Consider the following 18,507-nt stretch of genomic DNA (forward strand, 5'->3'; position numbering starts at 1 on the left):
GAGTTCCTATCGTTTGGCGGGAATGTCTGCGAGCGATGCGACGCCGACGATCTCGATGCCGCGTGTGCTGGCTTCCTCGCACCATTCGCGGATGGCGTCCACACTTTCGTCGAAGGCCGAGGCGATGCCGATCGCGGTGCCGTTGCGCCGCGCAATGCGTTCCAGCTCATCGAGCTTCTTGAGCACCGCCGTGCGCGAGAGATCGGCGTCGAGCTGGAGGTCGGCAAAGGCATGCGGAGCGGAGACCGCGCCGGCAATGGTGCCCGAAAGCGACTGGGCGGAGCTGGCGTCGTCCAGGAAAAGCAGGCCGCGGCTTGCCACGTCGCGCATGACCGGCTCCAGCGCATCGGCACTGGAGAGGAAGCGGCCGCCCATGAAGTTCACGACGCCGGTATAGTTGGTAATCCGTGCCATGGCGCGGTGCAGTTCAGCGAGGTTCTGCGCCTCGGTCATGTCGGTGCGCAGCGTATAGGGGCCCGGGTCGTTCTGCGGATAGTCGAAGGGTTCGAGCGGCAATTGCAGCAGGATCTCGTGTCCGGCCCGCCGCGCCTCCTGCATCCAGCGCTGAAGGCTGTTGCCGCTCGCGGCAAAGGCCAACGTCACCTCTCCTGGCAGTTCGCGAATGGCGCGCTGTGTGCCCGTCTGGCTGAGGCCGAGGCCGCCCACCACGATGGCGATGCGTGTGCCGCGTGCACCGGACCACGGACGGGCATACTGGTCCATCGGGCGCGTCCCGTCGAGACCGATGATTGGGATCTTGCCGTCTGAGGTGTCTTCCAGGAGATCTTCGTTCGGAAAAGCCGCAGTGCGTGCATCCTGGCCGACGCGGTTTGCCTCGAGAATGACGGGGCCGGTGCCGTCGCGCGCGCCGGGCGCATATTTGCGCACGACGCTTCCGTCGTCATTGACGGTTTCTTCGACGCGTGCGCCGGAAAGGCCGTTGGCCCGGCGTACGCCGTCGCCAGCTTCCGCGGCCTTTTGATCGGGTCTGGCGTCTGCGGTTTCGACGGTTTCAGCCGCGGTGGGGAATGGTTCGGTGCGCAGGCCGCTTGGCGCCAGGGCCGTCCAGCCGGACAGCCCGAGCAAGCCGACGACGGCCAGGGCAGACACGACCATGCCGGCGGAGAACCGTGACGGTCCCGTCCGTCCTGGCCTTGCCTTGCGGTCCTGGCCGAGAGGTGCGTGAATGTCTGTGCCCAAGGTCAGTCCGCGCTGGCCGGAAGGTGCGTAAAAACAGGGCCCGTGCGGTGACGGGCCCTGCGGATGCGTCTTACTGCTTCAGCTCGGCCTTTTCCGGATTGGCCGGGAAGGACGGGTCGGACTTCTGGCCACGCAGCAGTTCGAGTGCGTATTGAAGCTGGACGTCGTCCTTGGCTTCCGGCGGCACATAGGCGGAGGAGCCGGAGCCCGCTTCCGTCTCGCTCTGGCCCTGGATATGGCCGCGCAGGCTGGATTCGGCCGCGTTCTCGATCTTACCCTGCAATTCGGGCGGCAGGGGCTGCTCGACGGTGATGTCGGGCGTGATGCCCGTGCCCTGGATCGATTTGCCCGACGGCGTGTAGTAGAGCGCGGTCGTCAGACGCAACGCACCGGCTTCGCCCATCGGGATGATGGTCTGGACCGAGCCCTTGCCGAACGAACGCGTGCCGAGGACGGTTGCGCGGCGCAGGTCCTGCAGCGCGCCGGCGACGATTTCGGAAGCCGAGGCCGAGCCGCCGTTGATCAGCACGACGACCGGCTTGCCATCGGTGATGTCGCCCGGGGTCGCATTGAAGCGGCGGGTCTCGTCATCGTTGCGGCCGCGCGTCGAAACGACCTCGCCGCGCTCCAGGAAGGCGTCGGAGACGTTGATCGCCTGGTCGAGCAGGCCGCCCGGATTGAGGCGCAGGTCGAGCACGTAACCCTTCAGCTTGTCGGCCGGAACCTCTTCCTTGATCTTGGTGATCGCGGCTTCGAGATCGTCATAGGTCTTCTCGGTGAAGGAGATGACGCGCAGATAGCCGACATTGTCCTCGACACGTGACTTGACGGCCCTGACAGCGATGATGTCGCGCTTGATCGTCAGTTCGATCGGCTTGTCGGCGCCCTTGCGGATCAGCGTGAGCTTGATCGGCGTGTTGACCGCGCCGCGCATCTTCTCGACCGCTTCCTCGAGCTTGAGGCCGCGCACGTCCTGTCCGTCGATCTTGGAAATGAAGTCGCCGGCCAGGACGCCCGCACGCGAAGCCGGTGTGTCGTCGATCGGCGTGATGACCTTGACGAGTTCGTCTTCCATCGTGACCTCGATACCAAGGCCGCCGAATTCACCCTTGGTCTGGGTGCGCATGTCCTCGGCATCCTTGGCATTCATGTAGGACGAATGCGGGTCGAGCGAGGTCAGCATGCCATTGATGGCATTTTCGATGAGCTGGTCTTCCTTCGGCGGCGTCACATACTGGGCGCGCACGCGTTCGAAGACATCCCCGAAAATGGAAAGCTCGCGATAGGTTGACGAGCCGGCGGCTTCCGCGGGCAGCGTAACCGTGTTGATGACGCTCATGGCCGTGGCACCCATGAGTGCACCGACGATAACAAGTGAAGCCCTACGTATCATTGCGTGCCTTTCCAGAAATTTTGGCGGACCACCACGGCCGGGAATCAACCGGTTTTCCGTTCTTTCGAAATTCAATGTAAAGTGTCGGCTTGTCCGTTTCCAGCGTCAAAGCGTTCACACTTGCGATCCTCTTTTCGCCCATCACGGCGAGCGGCTCTCCAGCCACAACGAACTGACCTTCGCGCACGTTCACCTTGTCCATGCCGGACAGGACGAGGTGGTAGCCCTCCCCCGCGTTCAGAATGATCATGCGTCCGTAACTGCGAAAAGTTCCGGCAAAGACGATCCATCCGTCGGCAGGGGCTGTAACGAGCGCGCCGGGATTGGTGGCGAGCGTCAGCCCCTGGGAATCGTGGCCGGTTCCGTCAGCGTCGCCGAACTGGCGCAGCGGGTCGCCTGCCACGGGATAATCGAGTTTTGCCTGCAACTGTGAGAATTCATATGCGGGAGCAATGCGGTTTTTGTCGGGCACGCTGTCGCGCGCCAGCGCCCTCGCCTTCTCGCGTTCGGCCTCGCTCTGGCCGCGCCGTTCTTCTCCCTTGGCGCGGGCGAGTGCGGCGGCGTCACGCACCGAACCGATCTCCTTTTCCAGGCTTCCGATCAGTCCCTCCAGGCTCGTCGCGCGGCCGGCGAGTTCCTCCGCGCGCCGCCGTTCGGCGGCAAGGGTGCGGCTGCTGGTTTCCGTCAGCGCCTCGTTCTGGGCGACCAGCAATTCCGAGCGCTTCTCCTCGTCCAGGCGGATTTGCATGGCGTCGGTCAGCTCGGTCTTTTCGCGATCGATGTCGCTCTTGATGTCCATCAGCGCGGCCAGATCGTCGATCAGGGCATCGGTTTCCTTGCGGATGCCGGGCACGACGGCGCCGAGCAGGATGGCGCTGCGCACCGAGCCCAGCGCGTCGTCGGGCGTTACCAGCAGGGCGGGCGGAGGATTGCGGCCCATGCGCTGGAGGGCGGCGAGCACCTCGGCCAGCACGCCGCGCCGCTCGTGCAGCGAGGCGCGCACGCCGGCCTCCTGCTCACGCATGCCTTCCAGACGCTTTTCGCCGGCGAGAATCTTCTCTTCCATCTGCTTGCGCAGGGCGGCGGACTGGACGATAGCGTCGCGCAGCGTCTGGCGGGACTTGTCGAGCCGGGCAATTTCCGCCTCCAGCTCTTTCGTCTTCTCCTCGGAAACGCTGATGGATTGGGAGAGCGATTCGAGTTCCCGGCGCGTGCTGTCGCGGCGAAGGGCAAGGGCTGCGGCGGGATCCGCCTCGACACGGGGCAGCGAACCGGTCTTTTCGGTCGTGACGACCGTTTCGTCGGGTTCAGCGAAGACAGGATGGGTTAGTGTGGCCACGAAGAGCGCGGCCGACAGCATTGCCGGCCGCAGCAGGCGGCTGACACCTTCACCGGAATGGGCTGTGCCGGTTTTCCTCATCGTCTTCCGAACATCCGTTCCCTTCGCTCTATGCTGATTTGCGGACTTCGCCAAGAAAGAGCGCCAAAAATAGGGCTGGTGTCAGAGTGCACGCTCAGGCTTGCGCGGCAATGGCGCGCGTGTCAGCTGCGGTGATAGGGGTGGCCTGAGAGAATGGTGACGGCTCGGTAGAGCTGTTCGGCCAAAAGGATACGCACGAGTTGGTGCGGCCAGGTCATCTTGCCGAGGCAGAGCGTGGCATCCGCGCGGTCGTAGAGGGCGGGATCGAGCCCATCGGCGCCGCCGATCGCAATCATCAGCTCGCGCTTTCCGGCATCGCGGAAGCCGCCGAGTAGATTGGCGAAGCCGGGAGAATCGAGCGACTTGCCGCGCTCGTCGAGCAGGATCAACACGGCGCTATCCGGCAGCGCCTTCTCCAGCATCACCGCTTCCTCGCGCTTGCGCGTATCGGCGTTGCCGGCGCGGCTTTCGCCGACCTCCGTCATCTTGCCGAGTTCGAGGCCGATGGCGGGACCGGCCTTGGCGAAACGGTCGATATAGCGGGCCGCAAGATCCTTCTCAGGGCCGGCCTTGAGCCGTCCAACCGCAAAAAGTCCCACTCGCATCGCCTAAGCCCTGTCCGTTTGTCGTGGCGCGGCGATCTCGGCGCACGCACCCCTTATCCTCGCCGGACAGGTGCCCGGCGTTTTGTCAAAGCGCAGCTCCTCACGCAAAACCGCGTCGCGGTCTTGCCGGATCCGCTCAGTGAACCGTGCCGTCCTCGATTTCGGGAGCCGCCCACATCCTTTCGATGTTGTAGAACTCCCGGATTTCCGGCCGGAACACATGGATGATGATATCGCCCGTGTCGATCAGCACCCAGTCGCCCGCTTCAAGGCCCTCGACGCGGGCATTGCCCAGGCCTTCGTCCTTGAGATCGGAGATGAGGTGATCGGCAATCGCCATCACATGACGGTTCGAGCGTCCGGACACGACCACCATGTAGTCGCCCAGCGCCGATTTCCCGGCAATGTTGATGGAGACGATATCTTCTGCTTTCGAGTCCTCAAGGCTGGCGAGGACCAGTTGAAGGGCACGGTCGGCTGCATCGTCGCTGCGTCCCGCGCTCTTGGAGAAAACGCCGTAGACGTTCCCCTTTGCGTGCACTGTTGTCAGGTTCGTTCCTTTCTGGATCAGAACAGCACGTCCCGTATCGGCAAAAGCGCGCCGATACCTGCCGAATGTAGGCACCAATGGGTACCAGTTTCAAGACGTCACTTCTGAGGGATGGTTTTATCTAGGTCCGTGCGCGTGCGCAGGGCCGTGGAACTGAGCGCCGAGCGCGGCCCGTGAATGAAGGTCCAGGCGGGTGCGCGCCGCCCCGGCAGGGTCATGGCGTCTTCCTCGTCGACGCGGGCATAGTCGAAGGTCTTGGCCATGCGCGAGGAGAGATAGGCGAGGGTCGAGCCCGGCCGGTCGATGACGGCGATGGGGAAGGTGCAGGCGATCTTACGCCAGTTCTGCCATTTGTGGAACGTCGCCAGATTATCCGCGCCCATGATCCAGACGAAGTTCACGCCTCGATTCAGCGCCTGCACGCGCTCCAGCGTTTTGGCGGTATAGCTCTGGCCGAGCCGTTTCTCGAAGGCCGTCACCTTTATGCGCGGTCCGGGCGCGATGGCCTCGCTCATGCGGATGCGTTCTGCGAGCGGTGCGAGCTGCTTGTGGTCCTTGAGCGGGTTGCCGGGCGTCACCATCCACCAGAGCTGGTCGAGCCCGAGGCGGCGCAGCGCCGTTTCGGCCACGAGTGCATGGCCCTGGTGCGGCGGATTGAAGGAGCCGCCGAACAGGCCGACCGCCATGCCTTTCTCGACATGGGGCATTCTCAGATAGCGCTCTTCGACCCTGTCCGACGTCACCTCAGGGCCGCACCTGTCCGGTGCCGCGCACTCGGTACTTGAAGGAGGTGAGCTGCTCGACACCGACGGGGCCGCGCGCATGCATCTTGCCCGTGGCGATGCCGATCTCACCGCCCATGCCGAATTCTCCGCCATCGGCGAACTGCGTGGAAGCATTATGCACGAGGATCGCCGAATCGATCTCGTTAAAGAAGCGTGCGACGACGTCGGGGTCTTCGGCGATGACGGCTTCCGTGTGGGCAGACGACCATCGGTTGATATGGTCGATGGCGCCCGAGATACCGTCTACCAGCGAAACAGCGATGATCGCGTCGAGATATTCGGTCGACCAGTCCGCGTCGGTTGCCGGTACAAGATCGGGAATGCGGGCGCGGATCTCATCCGTCGCGCGGATCTCGCAGCCGGCGGCCAGCAGGCCCTCAACAAGCGGCGCAAGATGCGTATCGGCGACGGCGCGGTCGATCAACAGCGTTTCGGCAGCGCCGCAAATGCCTGTACGGCGCATCTTGGCGTTGACGACGATTTTCTTTGCCATCTCCAGATCGGCCGACCTGTCGACATAGATATGGCAGAGCCCTTCGAGATGCGCGAAGACGGGCACGCGGGCCTCGCTCTGCACGCGCGCGACGAGGCTCTTGCCGCCGCGCGGCACGATGACGTCGATGGCGCCGCCGAGGCCCGAAAGCATGGCGCCGACGGCTGCGCGATCCGTGACCGGCACGTACTGGATGGCATGCTCCGGCAGGCCGGCGGCCTTGAGGCCGGCCACCAGGCAGGAATGGATAGCCTGCGATGAATTCACGCTGTCCGACCCGCCGCGCAGGATCACGGTATTGCCGGCTTTCAGGCACAGCGCACCGGCATCGGCCGTCACGTTCGGGCGGCTCTCGTAGATCACGCCGATGACGCCGAGCGGCGTACGCACGCGTTCTATATGCAGGCCATTCGGGCGGTCCCATTCCGCAATGACGTCGCCCACCGGATCCTTGAGGCCGGCAATGTCGCGGATGGCAGAGGCGATGCCCTCGATGCGCTCGGGCGTCAATGTCAGCCGGTCTAGGAAGGATGCGGCGACGCCGCTTTCCTTCGCATTGGCGAGGTCGATCGCATTGGCGGCGAGGATCGCGTCACGGTTGGCCAGGATCTCGGCGGCCATGGCCTCCAGCGCGCGATTCTTCTCTTCCGCGCTGGCGATGGAAAGCGGACGGGCGGCGGCGCGGGCATTGCGGCCGATCCTGTCCATCAGGGCGTCGATATCGGTCTTGACCTGATCAAGCATGGCTCAAATCCTTCCCTGTCTCGGCGGGGGCCGGCGCGGCAAGGCCGGTCACAACGAGATCGTCCCGGTGCACCATGGCGGTGCGGCCGGCATAGCCCAGAATGGCGGCGATATCCGCCGATTTCTTGCCGACGATCAGCCGCGCCTCGTCGGCATCGTAGCCCGCGAGGCCGCGGGCGATCTCGCGACCGTTCGTCCCGTAGATCGAAACCGTGTCGCCACGCGAAAACGAACCCCACACGCCGCGCACACCGGCGGGCAGCAGGCTTTTGCCCGCGCTGAGCGCGGTTTCGGCGCCCGCATCGATCTCAAGCCGGCCAGCCGGCTGCAACTGCCCGGCAATCCAGGTTTTCCGTGCGGTGACTGGCGAACCCGACGGCGCAAACCATGAGGACCGCGCACCGTCCTCGATGGCGCGCAGCGGATGGTCGACCTTGCCCGAGGCGATGATCATGGCGCAGCCCGCGCCCGTCGCGATCTTGCCGGCGTCGATCTTGGTGCGCATGCCGCCGCGCGAGAGTTCCGAGGCCGCGCCACCGGCCATCGCCTCGATTTCGGGCGTGATGGCAGGGATCGTCTCGAGGAAACGCGCGTCGGGATCGAGATGCGGAGGCGCCGTATAGAGCCCGTCGATGTCCGACAGCAGCACCAGCAGATCGGCGCCCGTCATGGTGGCGACGCGTGCGGCCAGCCGGTCGTTGTCACCATAGCGGATTTCCGTCGTGGCGACCGTGTCGTTCTCATTGATGATCGGCACGGCACCCAGTTTCAGGAGCTGGTTGATCGTCGCGCGCGCATTGAGATAGCGGCGGCGCTCCTCGGTATCGCCGAGCGTCAACAGGATCTGGCCGGCGACGATATCGTCGGCCGACAGGCTCTGCGACCATGCGCGGGCCAGCGCGATCTGGCCCACGGCGGCGGCGGCCTGGCTTTCCTCCAGCTTCAGGGTGCCGGCCGGCACTTTCAGCACGGAGCGGCCGAGCGCGATGGCGCCGGAGGAGACGACGAGAACCTCGGTGCCGCCGGACTTGAGCGCGGCGATATCCGCGCACATCGCATCGAGCCAGGCCTTCTTGAGGCCGCTCGCGCGGTCGACAAGCAGCGCCGAGCCGATCTTGATCACAATCCGGCGGTACTTTCCGAGCGGTTTGCGGTTTCTGGTCATCTCAGTCGTCGGATCCGGCATTCTTCGATTGAACGATGACGTCGCGAAGGGCGCGCAGCGTGCCGACCATGCCGACATTGGCGACGGCGGAAAGCTGCAGAACGGGCTGGCCGCAGGCCTTCTGCAGCGCCTTGGACTTCTTCTTCAGTTCGTCCTCGTCGAGCAGGTCGATCTGCGAGAGCGCCACAATCTCCGGCTTATCGGTGATGCCGCCGCCATAGGCTTCAAGCTCGTGCTTCACCGTCTTGTAGGCCTTGGCAACATCCTCCTCCTGCGCGGAGACGAGGTGCAGCAGCACGCGGGTGCGTTCGACATGGCCGAGGAAACGATCGCCGAGGCCTACACCATCATGGGCGCCTTCGATGAGGCCGGGAATGTCCGCCAGAATGAACTCGCCGCCGTCGATGGTCGCCACGCCCAGATTGGGATGCAGGGTCGTGAACGGATAGTTGGCGATCTTCGGCCGAGCGCGCGTGCAGGTCGCGAGGAAGGTCGACTTGCCGGCATTGGGCAGGCCGACGAGGCCGGCATCGGCAATCAGCTTCAGCCGCAGCCAGATGGTCTTTTCTTCGCCTTCCAGACCGGGATTTGCCCAGTTCGGCGCCTGATTGGTCGAGGATTTGAAATGCGCGTTGCCGAAGCCGCCATTGCCGCCGGCGGCCAGCTTGAAGCGCTGCCCTTCCTGCACGAGGTCGACAATCAGCGTTTCGTTGTCTTCTTCGAAGATCTGCGTGCCGACGGGAACCTTCAACGTCACGCTTGCGCCGTTCGCACCGGTGCGGTTGCGGCCCATGCCGTGCGTGCCGATCGTCGCCTTGAAGTGCTGCTGGTAACGGAAGTCGATCAGCGTGTTGAGGCCGTTGACGGCCTCCACCCACACGTCGCCGCCGCGTCCGCCGTCGCCGCCGTCGGGGCCGCCGAATTCGATGAATTTTTCGCGGCGGAACGAGACAGCCCCTGCCCCGCCGTCGCCGGACCGGATATAGACTTTTGCTTCGTCCAGGAACTTCATCGGCTCGCCGTTCGCTTTACTTTGATCAATATGGTCATTTTGCCGTCTTCGATATAGCCGCTTCCCGCAGAGGTCAAAGACTATCGTGAAATTCGTCAGCTATAACATCCAGTACGGTATCGGTCTCGACGATCGTCTCGACCTGCCGCGCATCGTCTCCTCGATCCATGGCGCCGACATCATCGCGTTGCAGGAAGTGACGCGCAACTTCCACCGCAATGGCGGCATCGACATGGTGGCGGAATTGCAGACGCTGCTGGCGAACCACTACTCGGTCTTCTGGCCGGCCTGCGATCTCGATGCGGGATCGGCCATCGAAAAGGGGCGCGTGGTCAATCGCCGCTTCCAGTTCGGCAACATGATCTTCTCCCGCTGGCCGATCCTCTCCAGTCGTCTCATCCCGCTGCCGCGCACCCGCACGCTCGACAAGCTGAACCTGCAACGCGGTGCCACCGAAGCGGTGATCGCCACACCGGGTGGCGCGCTCCGCGTCTATTCCGTGCATCTCGACCATGTGCATCGCGACGAGCGCATCGCCCAGATCCGGTATCTCAAGGACCGCGCCCAGCTCTACGGCTTCGAGGGAGGCGCGATTTCCGGCGCCCATGAATTCGGCCTGCCCGAACCGCCGGTGCCCGAGGATTATGTCCTGATGGGCGATTTCAACATGGTGCCGGAATCGCCCGAATATTGCGAAATGGTCGGCGGCGTCGATCCCCTTTACGGCCGCCAGATCCGCGCCGGCAATCCGGTCGATGCGATCGCCGGCCTCGGCAAGCGCCATGCCGCAAGCTTCAGCTGGATCAATCCTCAGGACCATGCCGACCGCATGTTCCTCGACTACTGTTTTCTCAGCCACGGCCTCGTGGAGCGCCTGACAGATGCCTGGGTCGACGAAACGGCCTTCGGCTCCGACCATATGCCCGTCTGGTTCGAATTGTCGTAGACCGGGGCGGATTTCTCCGCCCCGCCCGATATCAGTGCCGCGGTGAGGCCGGGCGAAAATCGCCCGGCGCCAGTACGGTCTCGAGATGCGGCACCATGGCGGCGCGCGCGACGCTGAAGACCTCGCTGCAGCCGGTGATGCGGAATCCCGCCTTTTCCTGCACGCGCAGAGACGCAAGGTTGTCGGCGAAGATGCCGGAGTGGATTTCCGTGCCCGGCATGCGCATCAGGAAGCGGGAAATGGCCGCATGCACGGCCTCGCTCATATAGCCGCGCCGCCAGTAGAAGCGGTTCAGCCAATAGCCGATTTCCCAGCCGCTGGACCGCCTCTCGAACGAAACGCATCCAATATGCACGTCGTCGCCGGCGGTGATGGCGAAGGCCCAGCCGTCGTTGAGGTCCGTGGTCGCGACGGCAAGCCACTCGCTGGCGTCCTGGCGATCATAGGGGGCGGGAACCCGCGCCAGCATGCGCGAGACCTGGAAATCGGCAAGCGACTGGGCGATGGCGTCCGCATCGGACATGCGGTGCGGACGCAGCGTCAGACGCGCCGTCGTGATGGTCGGGCAGGGGCCGGGACCGGTGATGCGGGCCCGTTCGACGGAGTTCTGCATGGCGTTCATCGCATGCCCCCCCAGCTCTTCAGCGAAACCCAGGTCTTGCGGTCGAGCCTGTACCATTCGACGGGAACCATGCCGCCGACGGCAAGGCTCTGTACCATGCCGGTCGCCTGGAACTGGAAGCCGCACTTCTGGATGACCCGCCGCGAGGGGATGTTCATGACCCGGCAGCGCGCATCGATCTGTTCGATATCGCGGGTGCGGAAGACCATGTCGATCAGCGCATGGGCCGCTTCCGTGACATAGCCCTGGTTCCAGTAGGGCTCACCCAGCCAGTAGCCCAGCTCGACCGTGCGTCCGTCCTCATGCGGCTCGATACCGCAGCAACCGAGGAACGCTCCGTTGTCGGCTTTCGTAATGGCATAGACGCACTTGCCAATCGCGCCGTCGCGCGTGCGTCGCACAAAATCGGCGGCATCCGCAACCGTGTAGGGGTGCGGCATGCGGGCGACCATGTTGGCGATATTGGCGTTGTTGGCGAGATGGGCAAGGGCGTCGATGTCGTCTTCGTGCGGGGCTCTCATGACGAGCCGCGGCGACAGCAAGATCGGGCAATCGGTCCTCGACCGTTCAGGCCTTGGCCTTTCCTGGGGAGACCTTGATTGGTCTTCCCGCAACAGTTCGGTTTGCATGTTCAGTCCTCCAGAACGAAAAAGGGAGATAAGGTCTTGCCTCATCTCCCTTTTTCTTCTTCAGGCCTGAAACCTGTCGCGTCAGCCGGGTCGATGAGACGCCGGCTGTTTTAGAGCGCTACCGGCTTATTCCGCTGCTTCCGCTTTCGGGGCTACAGACACGTAAACGCGACCGTTGGCCTTGGTACGGAAATTCACATTGCCAGCCGTAAGAGCGAAGATCGTGTGATCCTTGCCGAGACCGACATTGGCACCGGGATGCCACTGCGTACCGCGCTGACGCACGATAATGTTGCCTGCGAGGACGGCTTCGCCGCCGAACTTCTTCACGCCAAGACGCTTGGACTCGGAATCGCGACCGTTGCGCGAGGAACCGCCAGCTTTTTTGTGTGCCATGGGAGTTCTCCTTTACCCGTCCGGATTATTCGGCTGCTGCAACGGTTTCGGCTTCAGACTTCTTGGAAGCCTTCTTTGCCTTGCCGCCGGCGGCTGCGATGTCGATGATACGGACAGTCGTGTTGTGCTGACGATGACCGCGCGAACGCTTCGAGTTCTGGCGACGACGCTTCTTGAAGGCGATGACCTTCTTGGCGCGGCCGTGCTCGACGACTTCTGCGGTCACGATCGCGCCTTCGACGAAGGGCGCACCGATCGTCGCATCGGCGCCGACGCCGACCATCAGCACTTCGGTGAATTCGATCTTTGCACCAGCGTCGCCCGACAGCTTTTCGATTGTCAGAACGTCGTTGGCGGCCACGCGGTACTGCTTACCGCCGGTCTTGATGACTGCGAACATTTTGTATCCTTTCATGTTCGTGCCGGCTCTGCGCCCTGGGGCACGGCCGTCTTTTTATCAGTCGACAGGGATGGCGATGCATTGGCGCATCGCCGGCTCGGGTGGTTACTGCAAGGTGCGGCGCCGAAAATTCAGGCCGCTCGGCACAAAGAACCAGTGTCGCGGCACAGGTAAGACCCATGCCACTGCACCTTGCGCAATAGGTGAGGCGCGGAAAACTGTCAAGGGAATTTCCGTCACCATGACAAATAGATGAACTTTCAACGCTCAAGCCCTCTTGCAAGCCCGCGCCACACCCGCTATGTACCGCCCGCGCCTCAAAGGTGCCGACCGACATCCGGAGAGGTGGCAGAGTGGTCGAATGCACCGCACTCGAAATGCGGCATACCTGCAAGGGTATCGTGGGTTCGAATCCCACCCTCTCCGCCATTCCTCGCTGAATGATGGCATTCCCGAAAAATTGTCTTCACAGACGTACTGTGATCCCCGCTGCAGTATTGGCTATAACTGCAGAACGAGAGGGCAGTGATCCGAGACTTCCGGGTCGTGGATGACGTCGAACGACTTTACGGCTTCCGCGCGGTTCACAAGCATATAGTCGGCGAACCGGCCCGGTTTCTTGTAGTGCGTGGTTCGGGTGCTCTCAATGCCGCGCCCCGTCACCAGCTCATGCAGTCCGGCATCGGCGAGGATGGCGAGCGTTTCACTGCCGGGGTCGACGTTAAAGTCACCGCAGACCACCACGACGTCACCCGGCTCTGAAATCTGTCGGGAAAGATCGAGCAACCTTCGTGCCTGCGCGGCGCGTTCGGGTGTGTCCATCTTGCCGTTCAGATCGCGCAGCCCGTGCATATGCGTGATGCTGACGCACCGCCCCGCTCTGTTATCATAGACCCTGACGCCATGGGCGCTGCGAGACCGCGGATGGTCGCCATAGCCGGCCGGTGAAAAGCCCTTGTGAACAAAGCCCTGTACCTGGCCGATGATGGGTAGAGACCGGCGCACGAACGTCGCCAGCCCCCATTGCGACGGGACGGGTTGGTCCTGATCCCAGAGGACGCCCTGTGCCGCCGGGCAGAAGATGGCGGCATGATCGGGCAAGGCGTTCGAGACGTCGCGAAAGAAGTTGGCGCGCTGCGCCAGGACGTGGTCACCATCGCGATAGGTCAGCCAATCCTTGCCGGTTTCCGGACTGTGAATGACTTCCTGCAAGCAAAGGACGTCGGGATCGCTGTTTTTGAGATAGGGCAACAGTTTTTCGTGCAGCTTGCCGCCCCAGCCGTTCAGGCACATCACTTTCACGAATCTATCCTTCAGGCCTCGGAGTCTCGCAAACACGACTTTGGATGCTTTGAGAAGCGCCTGCAAGTCGGGTCAAGGCGAATGGGGTTATCGTATCAGCGGCGCAGTTTAAGCCGGATCGACAAGGTTCCCGAGCATAACGATCCGGCATATTAAAGTTGAAAAAAATCATTAAAACGGGTGTTGGCCGCTGTTAGCCTCCTTGTAATCGGGAGGAGAAGAATGGCGACATTGCAGGAGATGTTCGACGTTCGCGGCAAGTCGGTCATTGTTACCGGCGGCGCCAGTGGTATCGGGCGTGCTTACGCCGAGGTCATGGCGGATAACGGCGCGCGGGTCTGTATTTTTGATCTCAATCCAACGCAGCTCGACTGCGTCGTGGCCGAACTCAAGGCCGGCGGCGGCGACGTCTGGGGGCAGGTGGTCGACGTGGCGGACCGTGCCCGCATGAAAGAAGCCTTCGATGCGGTGGCCGAGCGCCATGGCCGGATCGACGTGGTCTTCGCCAATGCGGGCATCGATGCCGGGCCGGGTTTCCTGTCGACGACGGGCGAGCGCATCCCCGATGGGGCGATCGACGTGCTCGACGACCACCATTGGGACCGGGTCATCGAGGTCAATCTCTCGTCCGTCTATACGACCGTGAAACATTCGGCGCGCCACATGAAGGCGACGGGCGGCGGCCGCATCATCGTCACGTCCTCCATCGCCGCGCAGATCAACGAAGCGATCGTCGGCACGCCTTACATGCCCGCGAAGGCGGGCGTGGACCACTTCGTCCGGCAGATGGCGATGGAGCTGGGCATGTTCGGCATCCTGGTCAACTGCATCTCGCCCGGTCCCTTCATGACCAATATTGCCGGCGGCCGGCTGAAGATCCCCGCCGACCGCAAGGCCTTCGAGGAGCAGTCGCTGATCGGCAGGATCGGCGACACCGAGGATATCAAGGGGCTGGCGCTCTATCTCGCATCGCCTTGCTCATCCTATGTCACAGGCAGCCAGATCGTAATCGACGGCGGTTCGATGAACCGCATCAGGTAAGGCGATTGCCGGTCTGGGAGGGCCGACCGCCACTGCATGCGCGTCAAGACGACAAGAACACCCGAGGGAGGAGACCAAGGTGGACCTGAAGACGAAATTTGCGCAGCCATCCCGCCGCACCGTGCTGAAAGGCATGGGTGCCGGCCTTGCCGCCGCCACGCTCGGCGCGCCGATGATCGCACGGGCGCAATCGGCCGGCACGATCAAGCTCGGCTTCGTGACGCCCACCACCGGCCCGCTCGCGCTTTTTGGCGAGACTGACGGCTGGGCGGCCCAGAAGGTCAAGGAGATGCTGAAGGACGGGCTGGAGACCGCGGCCGGCAAGTTCGATGTCGAGATCCTGATCCGCGACAGCCAGTCCGACCCGAACCGTGCCGCAGAAGTCGCCGGCGACCTTATCCTCAATGATGGCGTCCATCTGCTTCTGCCGGCCTCGACGACCGATACCGTCAGCCCGGCTGCCGACCAGGCGGAACTCAACGAATGCCCGTGCCTGTCGACCGGCGCGCCCTGGCAGGCCGTCATCTTTCCGCGCGGCGGCCAGAACGAGCCCTTCAACTGGACCTATCACTTCTTCTGGGGCCTCGACGAGGCGCTGAACACCTTCGTCGGCCTATGGAACACGCTCGACACGAACCGCAAGGTCGGCATGCTGTTTCCGCAAAACGCCGACGGCGAGACCTGGGGCAACAACGACTACGGCCTGCCCGCACCGACGCAGAAAGCCGGCTTCGAGATTACCGTTCCCGGCTTCTTCCAGCCGCGCACCAATGACTACTCGGCGCAGATCGCCGCCTTCAAGAATGCCGGCTGCGAAATCGTCGGCGGCATCACCTATCCCGACGACCTCAAGACCTTCGTCAACCAGTGCGCCCAGCAGGGCTACAAGCCCAAGGCCGTCACGGTCGCGGCAGCGCTGCTCTTCCCGGGCGGCGTGCAGGCGCTCGGGCCACTTGGCGACGGCATGTCCTCGGAGGTCTGGTGGACGCCCGCCTTCCCGTTCAAGTCGACGCTGACGGGCCAGGTGAGCCGCGAGATCGCCGATCAGTGGGAGAGCGAGACCAAGAAGCAGTGGACGCAGCCGCTCGGCTACAGTCACGCGATCTGGGAAGTGGCGCTCGATATCCTCAAGCGCGCTTCCAACCCGCTCGACCGCACCTCGATCCGCGACGCGATGGTCGAAACCAAGATGGAGACGCTGATCGGTAAGGTCGATTTCTCCAGCGGGCCGCACAAGAATGTCTCGACGACGCCGATCTTCGGCGGCCAGTGGGTGAAGGGCGAGAAGTGGCCCTACGACCTGAAGATCGTAGACAACACCGTCAACACGCTGTTCGAACCCGAGCAGAAGATGAAGGTGCTCCCCTGGGCGGGCTGAGCCCGGGCATGCTGGACATGGCTGCCGGGCGGCAATGCGCCCGGCTACAGACAGAACCATCCGAGTGCAGGAGGACCGGGCGGGCGGCGTTTGAAAACGCCTGCCGCGGCCCGGAGCGGAGGATTTATTGAACGGCGTATTGCTAGAAGCGAGGGGATTGAGCAAATCCTTCGGTGCGCTCCGCGTCCTGCATGACATCAGTTTCGATGTCCGGCGCGGCGAGGTGCTGGGTATTCTCGGCCCCAACGGCGCCGGCAAGACCACGCTGTTCAACCTGATCAGCGGCGACCTGCACAACGATGCCGGCGAGCTTGTCTTCGCGGGCGAACGGCTCGTCGGCCAGCCGCCCTATGCGCGCTGCAAGATCGGCATCGGCCGCACCTACCAGATCCCCCGGCCCTATGTGGGCATGTCGACCTTCGAGAACCTGCTCGTGGCGGCCACCTTCGGGGGCGGGCGCACCGAGGCGCAGAGTTACGCCTTCTGCGCGCAGATCCTGCGTGACTGCGAGCTGGCGGACAAGGCCAATCGCTCCGCCGGATCGCTGACGCTGCTCGATCGCAAGCGGCTGGAGCTGGCCCGCGCGCTGGCTTCGGGCCCAAGCCTGCTGCTGCTCGACGAAATCGCCGGCGGTCTGACGGACGAAGAAGGCAAGGCGCTGGTGCAGCTGATCCGCCGCATCCGCGACCGTGGCGTGACCATTGTGTGGATCGAACATGTGCTGCACGCCCTGCTGGCGGTGGCCGACCGGATCATGGTGCTGAACTTCGGCGAGAAGATCGCTGAGGGCCAGCCGGATGACGTCATCAAGGACCCGGAAGTCCGGCGTGTCTATATGGGGATCGAGGCATGACGGCGAAGACGCTTCTCTCCACCCACGACCTCAAGGCCCGCTACGGTGATTTTCAGGCCCTTTACGGCGTCGATCTCGACATTGCGGAGGGCGAGGTGGTCGCCCTGATTGGTGCCAACGGTGCGGGCAAATCCACGCTGCTGAAGTCGATCATGGGCCTGATCAGGGTCGGGGCCGACATGGTGCGTCTCGACGGCCGGCCGGTGGGCGGCAGCAAGCCGCACCACATGGTGGCCGACGGCGTGGCGATCGTACCCGAGGGGCGTCGGCTGTTTGCCGGCATGTCCGTGCTCGACAATCTGCGCGTCGCCGTCGATCACGCCGCACCCGGCCGTGGCGATGCCTGGACGATCGAGCGCATCCATGCGCTGTTTCCGATCCTGAAGGAAAAGCAGGCGGTGCCGGTCCAGTCGCTCTCCGGCGGCCAGCAGCAGATGGTGGCGATCGGCCGCGCGCTACTCAACCAGCCACGCCTGCTTTTGTGCGACGAGATCAGCCTCGGTCTGGCGCCGAAGGTGGTCAAGGAAATCTATCAATCCATTCCGTCGATTTCGGCGAACGGCACGGCCATCGTGCTGGTGGAGCAGGATGTCGGCCTCGCCAAGTCCGCCTCGGACCGGCTCTACTGCATGCTGGAGGGCCGGGTGACCTTGACCGGCCGCTCCGCGGAACTGTCACGCGAGGCGATCGGCGAAGCCTATTTTGGAGCATCCCATGCAGTGGCTTGACGGACTGGTCCAGGGCGTTCTTCTGGGCGGCCTCTATGCACAATATGCTCTCGGCATGGCGCTGATGTTCGGGGTGATGCGTGTCGTCAACATCACCCATGGCGACCTGATGATCCTGCTGGCGCTGGTCGGCATCAGCCTTGCCTCCACCTTCAGTCTTGGCCCCTGGTCGGTGCTGGTGGTGCTTGTCGCGCTCGGCGGCATCATCGGCATCATCTTGCAGCGGCTGATCCTCAACCGTGTCGTGGGGGCCGACCCGCTGCCGTCGCTGATCGCTACCTTCGGCCTGTCGATCGCGCTCCAGAACGCGATGCTGCAGGTCTGGTCGGCCGATACGCGCTCGCTGCCGAGCGACGGCCTCGCCCAGGCCTCCTTCCAGCTCGGCCCGCTCTTCGTCGGTGTGCTGCCGGTGATCGTGCTGTTCACGGCCACGGTGCTGACGGCGGCGCTTGCAGCCACCATGCAGTATACCCGGTTCGGGCGTTCGCTGCGTGCGGCCGCCGCCGATGTCGAGGCGGCTGCGATGACCGGCATCGATCCGAAGGCCGTCTATGCCGGCGCCACGGCGCTTGCCGTCGGCATCCTGGGCTTTGCCGCGGTCTTCCAGTCGATGCGCTCCACGGTTTCGCCGGCCGATGGTGCCTTCCAGCTCATCTATGCCTTCGAGGCCGTCATCATCGGCGGCATGGGTTCGATCTGGGGTGCCTTCATCGGGGCCATGGTGCTCGGCATCAGCCAGTCGATCGGGTTCCGCATCGATCCCGGCTTCGGCATCCTTGCCGGCCACCTCGTCTTCCTCACCATTCTCGCACTGCGGCCGCAGGGCATTCTCGGAAAGGGCTGAG

Annotated in this window: 19 protein-coding genes, 1 tRNA gene and 1 pseudogene; 7 read left to right on the plus strand and 14 right to left on the minus strand. The window is 63.8% G+C overall.

The genetic code is table 11. The features are described 5' to 3' along the window. Positions 1–6 precede the first annotated feature (6 nt). From MKI86_RS10685 to obgE, 9 genes are all read right to left on the minus strand, one after another. A complete protein-coding gene (locus MKI86_RS10685) occupies positions 7–1,200 on the minus strand; it encodes a divergent polysaccharide deacetylase family protein (protein WP_241600886.1) in 1,194 nt (397 codons plus the stop codon). A 70-nt stretch (positions 1,201–1,270) separates the two neighbouring features. Continuing rightward, a complete protein-coding gene (locus tag MKI86_RS10690) occupies positions 1,271–2,593 on the minus strand; it encodes a S41 family peptidase (protein ID WP_241600887.1) in 1,323 nt (440 codons plus the stop codon). Then, positions 2,583–4,013, minus strand: coding sequence for a murein hydrolase activator EnvC family protein (locus MKI86_RS10695; RefSeq protein ID WP_241600888.1), 1,431 nt, complete (start codon positions 4,011–4,013; stop codon positions 2,583–2,585). Before MKI86_RS10695 ends, MKI86_RS10690 begins: the two co-directional genes overlap by 11 nt. Positions 4,014–4,135: 122 nt before the next feature. Then, entirely contained in the window at positions 4,136–4,618 is a 483-nt protein-coding gene (rlmH, locus tag MKI86_RS10700) for a 23S rRNA (pseudouridine(1915)-N(3))-methyltransferase RlmH (protein WP_241600889.1), read from the minus strand. Positions 4,619–4,754: 136 nt separating this feature from the next. Then, positions 4,755–5,243, minus strand: a complete 489-nt coding sequence (gene rsfS / locus MKI86_RS10705; protein WP_241600890.1) for a ribosome silencing factor — start codon at positions 5,241–5,243, stop codon at positions 4,755–4,757. A gap of 23 nt (positions 5,244–5,266) precedes the next feature. Beyond that, positions 5,267–5,875: a nicotinate-nucleotide adenylyltransferase gene (locus MKI86_RS10710; protein WP_241601201.1), complete on the minus strand. Its 609-nt coding sequence runs from the start codon at positions 5,873–5,875 to the stop codon at positions 5,267–5,269. Between the two features lie 37 nt (positions 5,876–5,912). Beyond that, entirely contained in the window at positions 5,913–7,190 is a 1,278-nt protein-coding gene (locus MKI86_RS10715) for a glutamate-5-semialdehyde dehydrogenase (protein ID WP_241600891.1), read from the minus strand. After that, a complete protein-coding gene (gene proB / locus MKI86_RS10720) occupies positions 7,183–8,355 on the minus strand; it encodes a glutamate 5-kinase (protein ID WP_241600892.1) in 1,173 nt (390 codons plus the stop codon). Before proB ends, MKI86_RS10715 begins: the two co-directional genes overlap by 8 nt. Before the next feature lies 1 nt (position 8,356). Then, positions 8,357–9,367, minus strand: coding sequence for a GTPase ObgE (obgE, locus tag MKI86_RS10725; RefSeq protein ID WP_134648445.1), 1,011 nt, complete (start codon positions 9,365–9,367; stop codon positions 8,357–8,359). An 85-nt stretch (positions 9,368–9,452) separates the two neighbouring features. On the opposite strand from obgE, the gene MKI86_RS10730 reads away from it, so the two are divergent. Continuing rightward, the gene (locus MKI86_RS10730; RefSeq protein ID WP_241600893.1) at positions 9,453–10,313 is read left to right on the plus strand and encodes an endonuclease/exonuclease/phosphatase family protein; all 861 of its coding nucleotides are present in this window, start codon (positions 9,453–9,455) and stop codon (positions 10,311–10,313) included. 31 nt (positions 10,314–10,344) lie between these two features. On the opposite strand, the gene MKI86_RS10735 is transcribed toward MKI86_RS10730, so the two are convergent. The 4 genes and pseudogenes from MKI86_RS10735 to rplU form a co-directional block, all read right to left on the minus strand. Beyond that, on the minus strand, positions 10,345–10,935 hold the full coding sequence (locus MKI86_RS10735; RefSeq protein WP_241600894.1) for a GNAT family N-acetyltransferase: 591 nt from the start codon (positions 10,933–10,935) through the stop codon (positions 10,345–10,347). Further along, entirely contained in the window at positions 10,932–11,564 is a 633-nt protein-coding gene (locus tag MKI86_RS10740) for a GNAT family N-acetyltransferase (RefSeq protein ID WP_241600895.1), read from the minus strand. The genes MKI86_RS10735 and MKI86_RS10740 overlap by 4 nt, the downstream gene beginning before the upstream one ends. Before the next feature lie 126 nt (positions 11,565–11,690). Further along, positions 11,691–11,960 carry a 50S ribosomal protein L27 gene (rpmA, locus tag MKI86_RS10745; protein WP_134648437.1) on the minus strand — a complete coding sequence of 90 codons (270 nt, stop codon included), beginning with the start codon at positions 11,958–11,960 and terminating at the stop codon, positions 11,691–11,693. A gap of 88 nt (positions 11,961–12,048) precedes the next feature. Continuing rightward, a pseudogene (gene rplU, locus MKI86_RS10750) lies at positions 12,049–12,360 on the minus strand (50S ribosomal protein L21); the annotation flags it as partial. A gap of 339 nt (positions 12,361–12,699) precedes the next feature. On the opposite strand from rplU, the gene MKI86_RS10755 reads away from it, so the two are divergent. Continuing rightward, positions 12,700–12,789, plus strand: a tRNA-Ser gene (locus MKI86_RS10755). Positions 12,790–12,861: 72 nt separating this feature from the next. Here the strand turns inward: MKI86_RS10755 and MKI86_RS10760 are convergent. Beyond that, the gene (locus tag MKI86_RS10760) at positions 12,862–13,662 is read right to left on the minus strand and encodes an endonuclease/exonuclease/phosphatase family protein (protein ID WP_241601202.1); all 801 of its coding nucleotides are present in this window, start codon (positions 13,660–13,662) and stop codon (positions 12,862–12,864) included. 222 nt (positions 13,663–13,884) lie between these two features. Here MKI86_RS10760 and MKI86_RS10765 point away from each other — a divergent pair, with 222 nt between their 5' ends. From MKI86_RS10765 to MKI86_RS10785, 5 genes are all read left to right on the plus strand, one after another. Continuing rightward, positions 13,885–14,703 carry an SDR family NAD(P)-dependent oxidoreductase gene (locus MKI86_RS10765; RefSeq protein ID WP_241600896.1) on the plus strand — a complete coding sequence of 273 codons (819 nt, stop codon included), beginning with the start codon at positions 13,885–13,887 and terminating at the stop codon, positions 14,701–14,703. A 79-nt stretch (positions 14,704–14,782) separates the two neighbouring features. Then, positions 14,783–16,081: an ABC transporter substrate-binding protein gene (locus tag MKI86_RS10770; RefSeq protein ID WP_241600897.1), complete on the plus strand. Its 1,299-nt coding sequence runs from the start codon at positions 14,783–14,785 to the stop codon at positions 16,079–16,081. 157 nt (positions 16,082–16,238) lie between these two features. Beyond that, the gene (locus MKI86_RS10775; RefSeq protein ID WP_241600898.1) at positions 16,239–16,934 is read left to right on the plus strand and encodes an ABC transporter ATP-binding protein; all 696 of its coding nucleotides are present in this window, start codon (positions 16,239–16,241) and stop codon (positions 16,932–16,934) included. Continuing rightward, positions 16,931–17,662 (plus strand): ABC transporter ATP-binding protein, encoded by a 732-nt coding sequence (locus MKI86_RS10780; RefSeq protein ID WP_241600899.1) that lies wholly within the window; start codon positions 16,931–16,933, stop codon positions 17,660–17,662. Before MKI86_RS10775 ends, MKI86_RS10780 begins: the two co-directional genes overlap by 4 nt. Then, positions 17,649–18,506, plus strand: coding sequence for a branched-chain amino acid ABC transporter permease (locus MKI86_RS10785; RefSeq protein WP_241600900.1), 858 nt, complete (start codon positions 17,649–17,651; stop codon positions 18,504–18,506). The genes MKI86_RS10780 and MKI86_RS10785 overlap by 14 nt, the downstream gene beginning before the upstream one ends. Position 18,507: the final 1 nt, after the last annotated feature.

Origin of the sequence: Shinella sedimenti (genome assembly GCF_022601905.1) — a bacterium.
GTDB lineage: Bacteria > Pseudomonadota > Alphaproteobacteria > Rhizobiales > Rhizobiaceae > Shinella > Shinella sedimenti.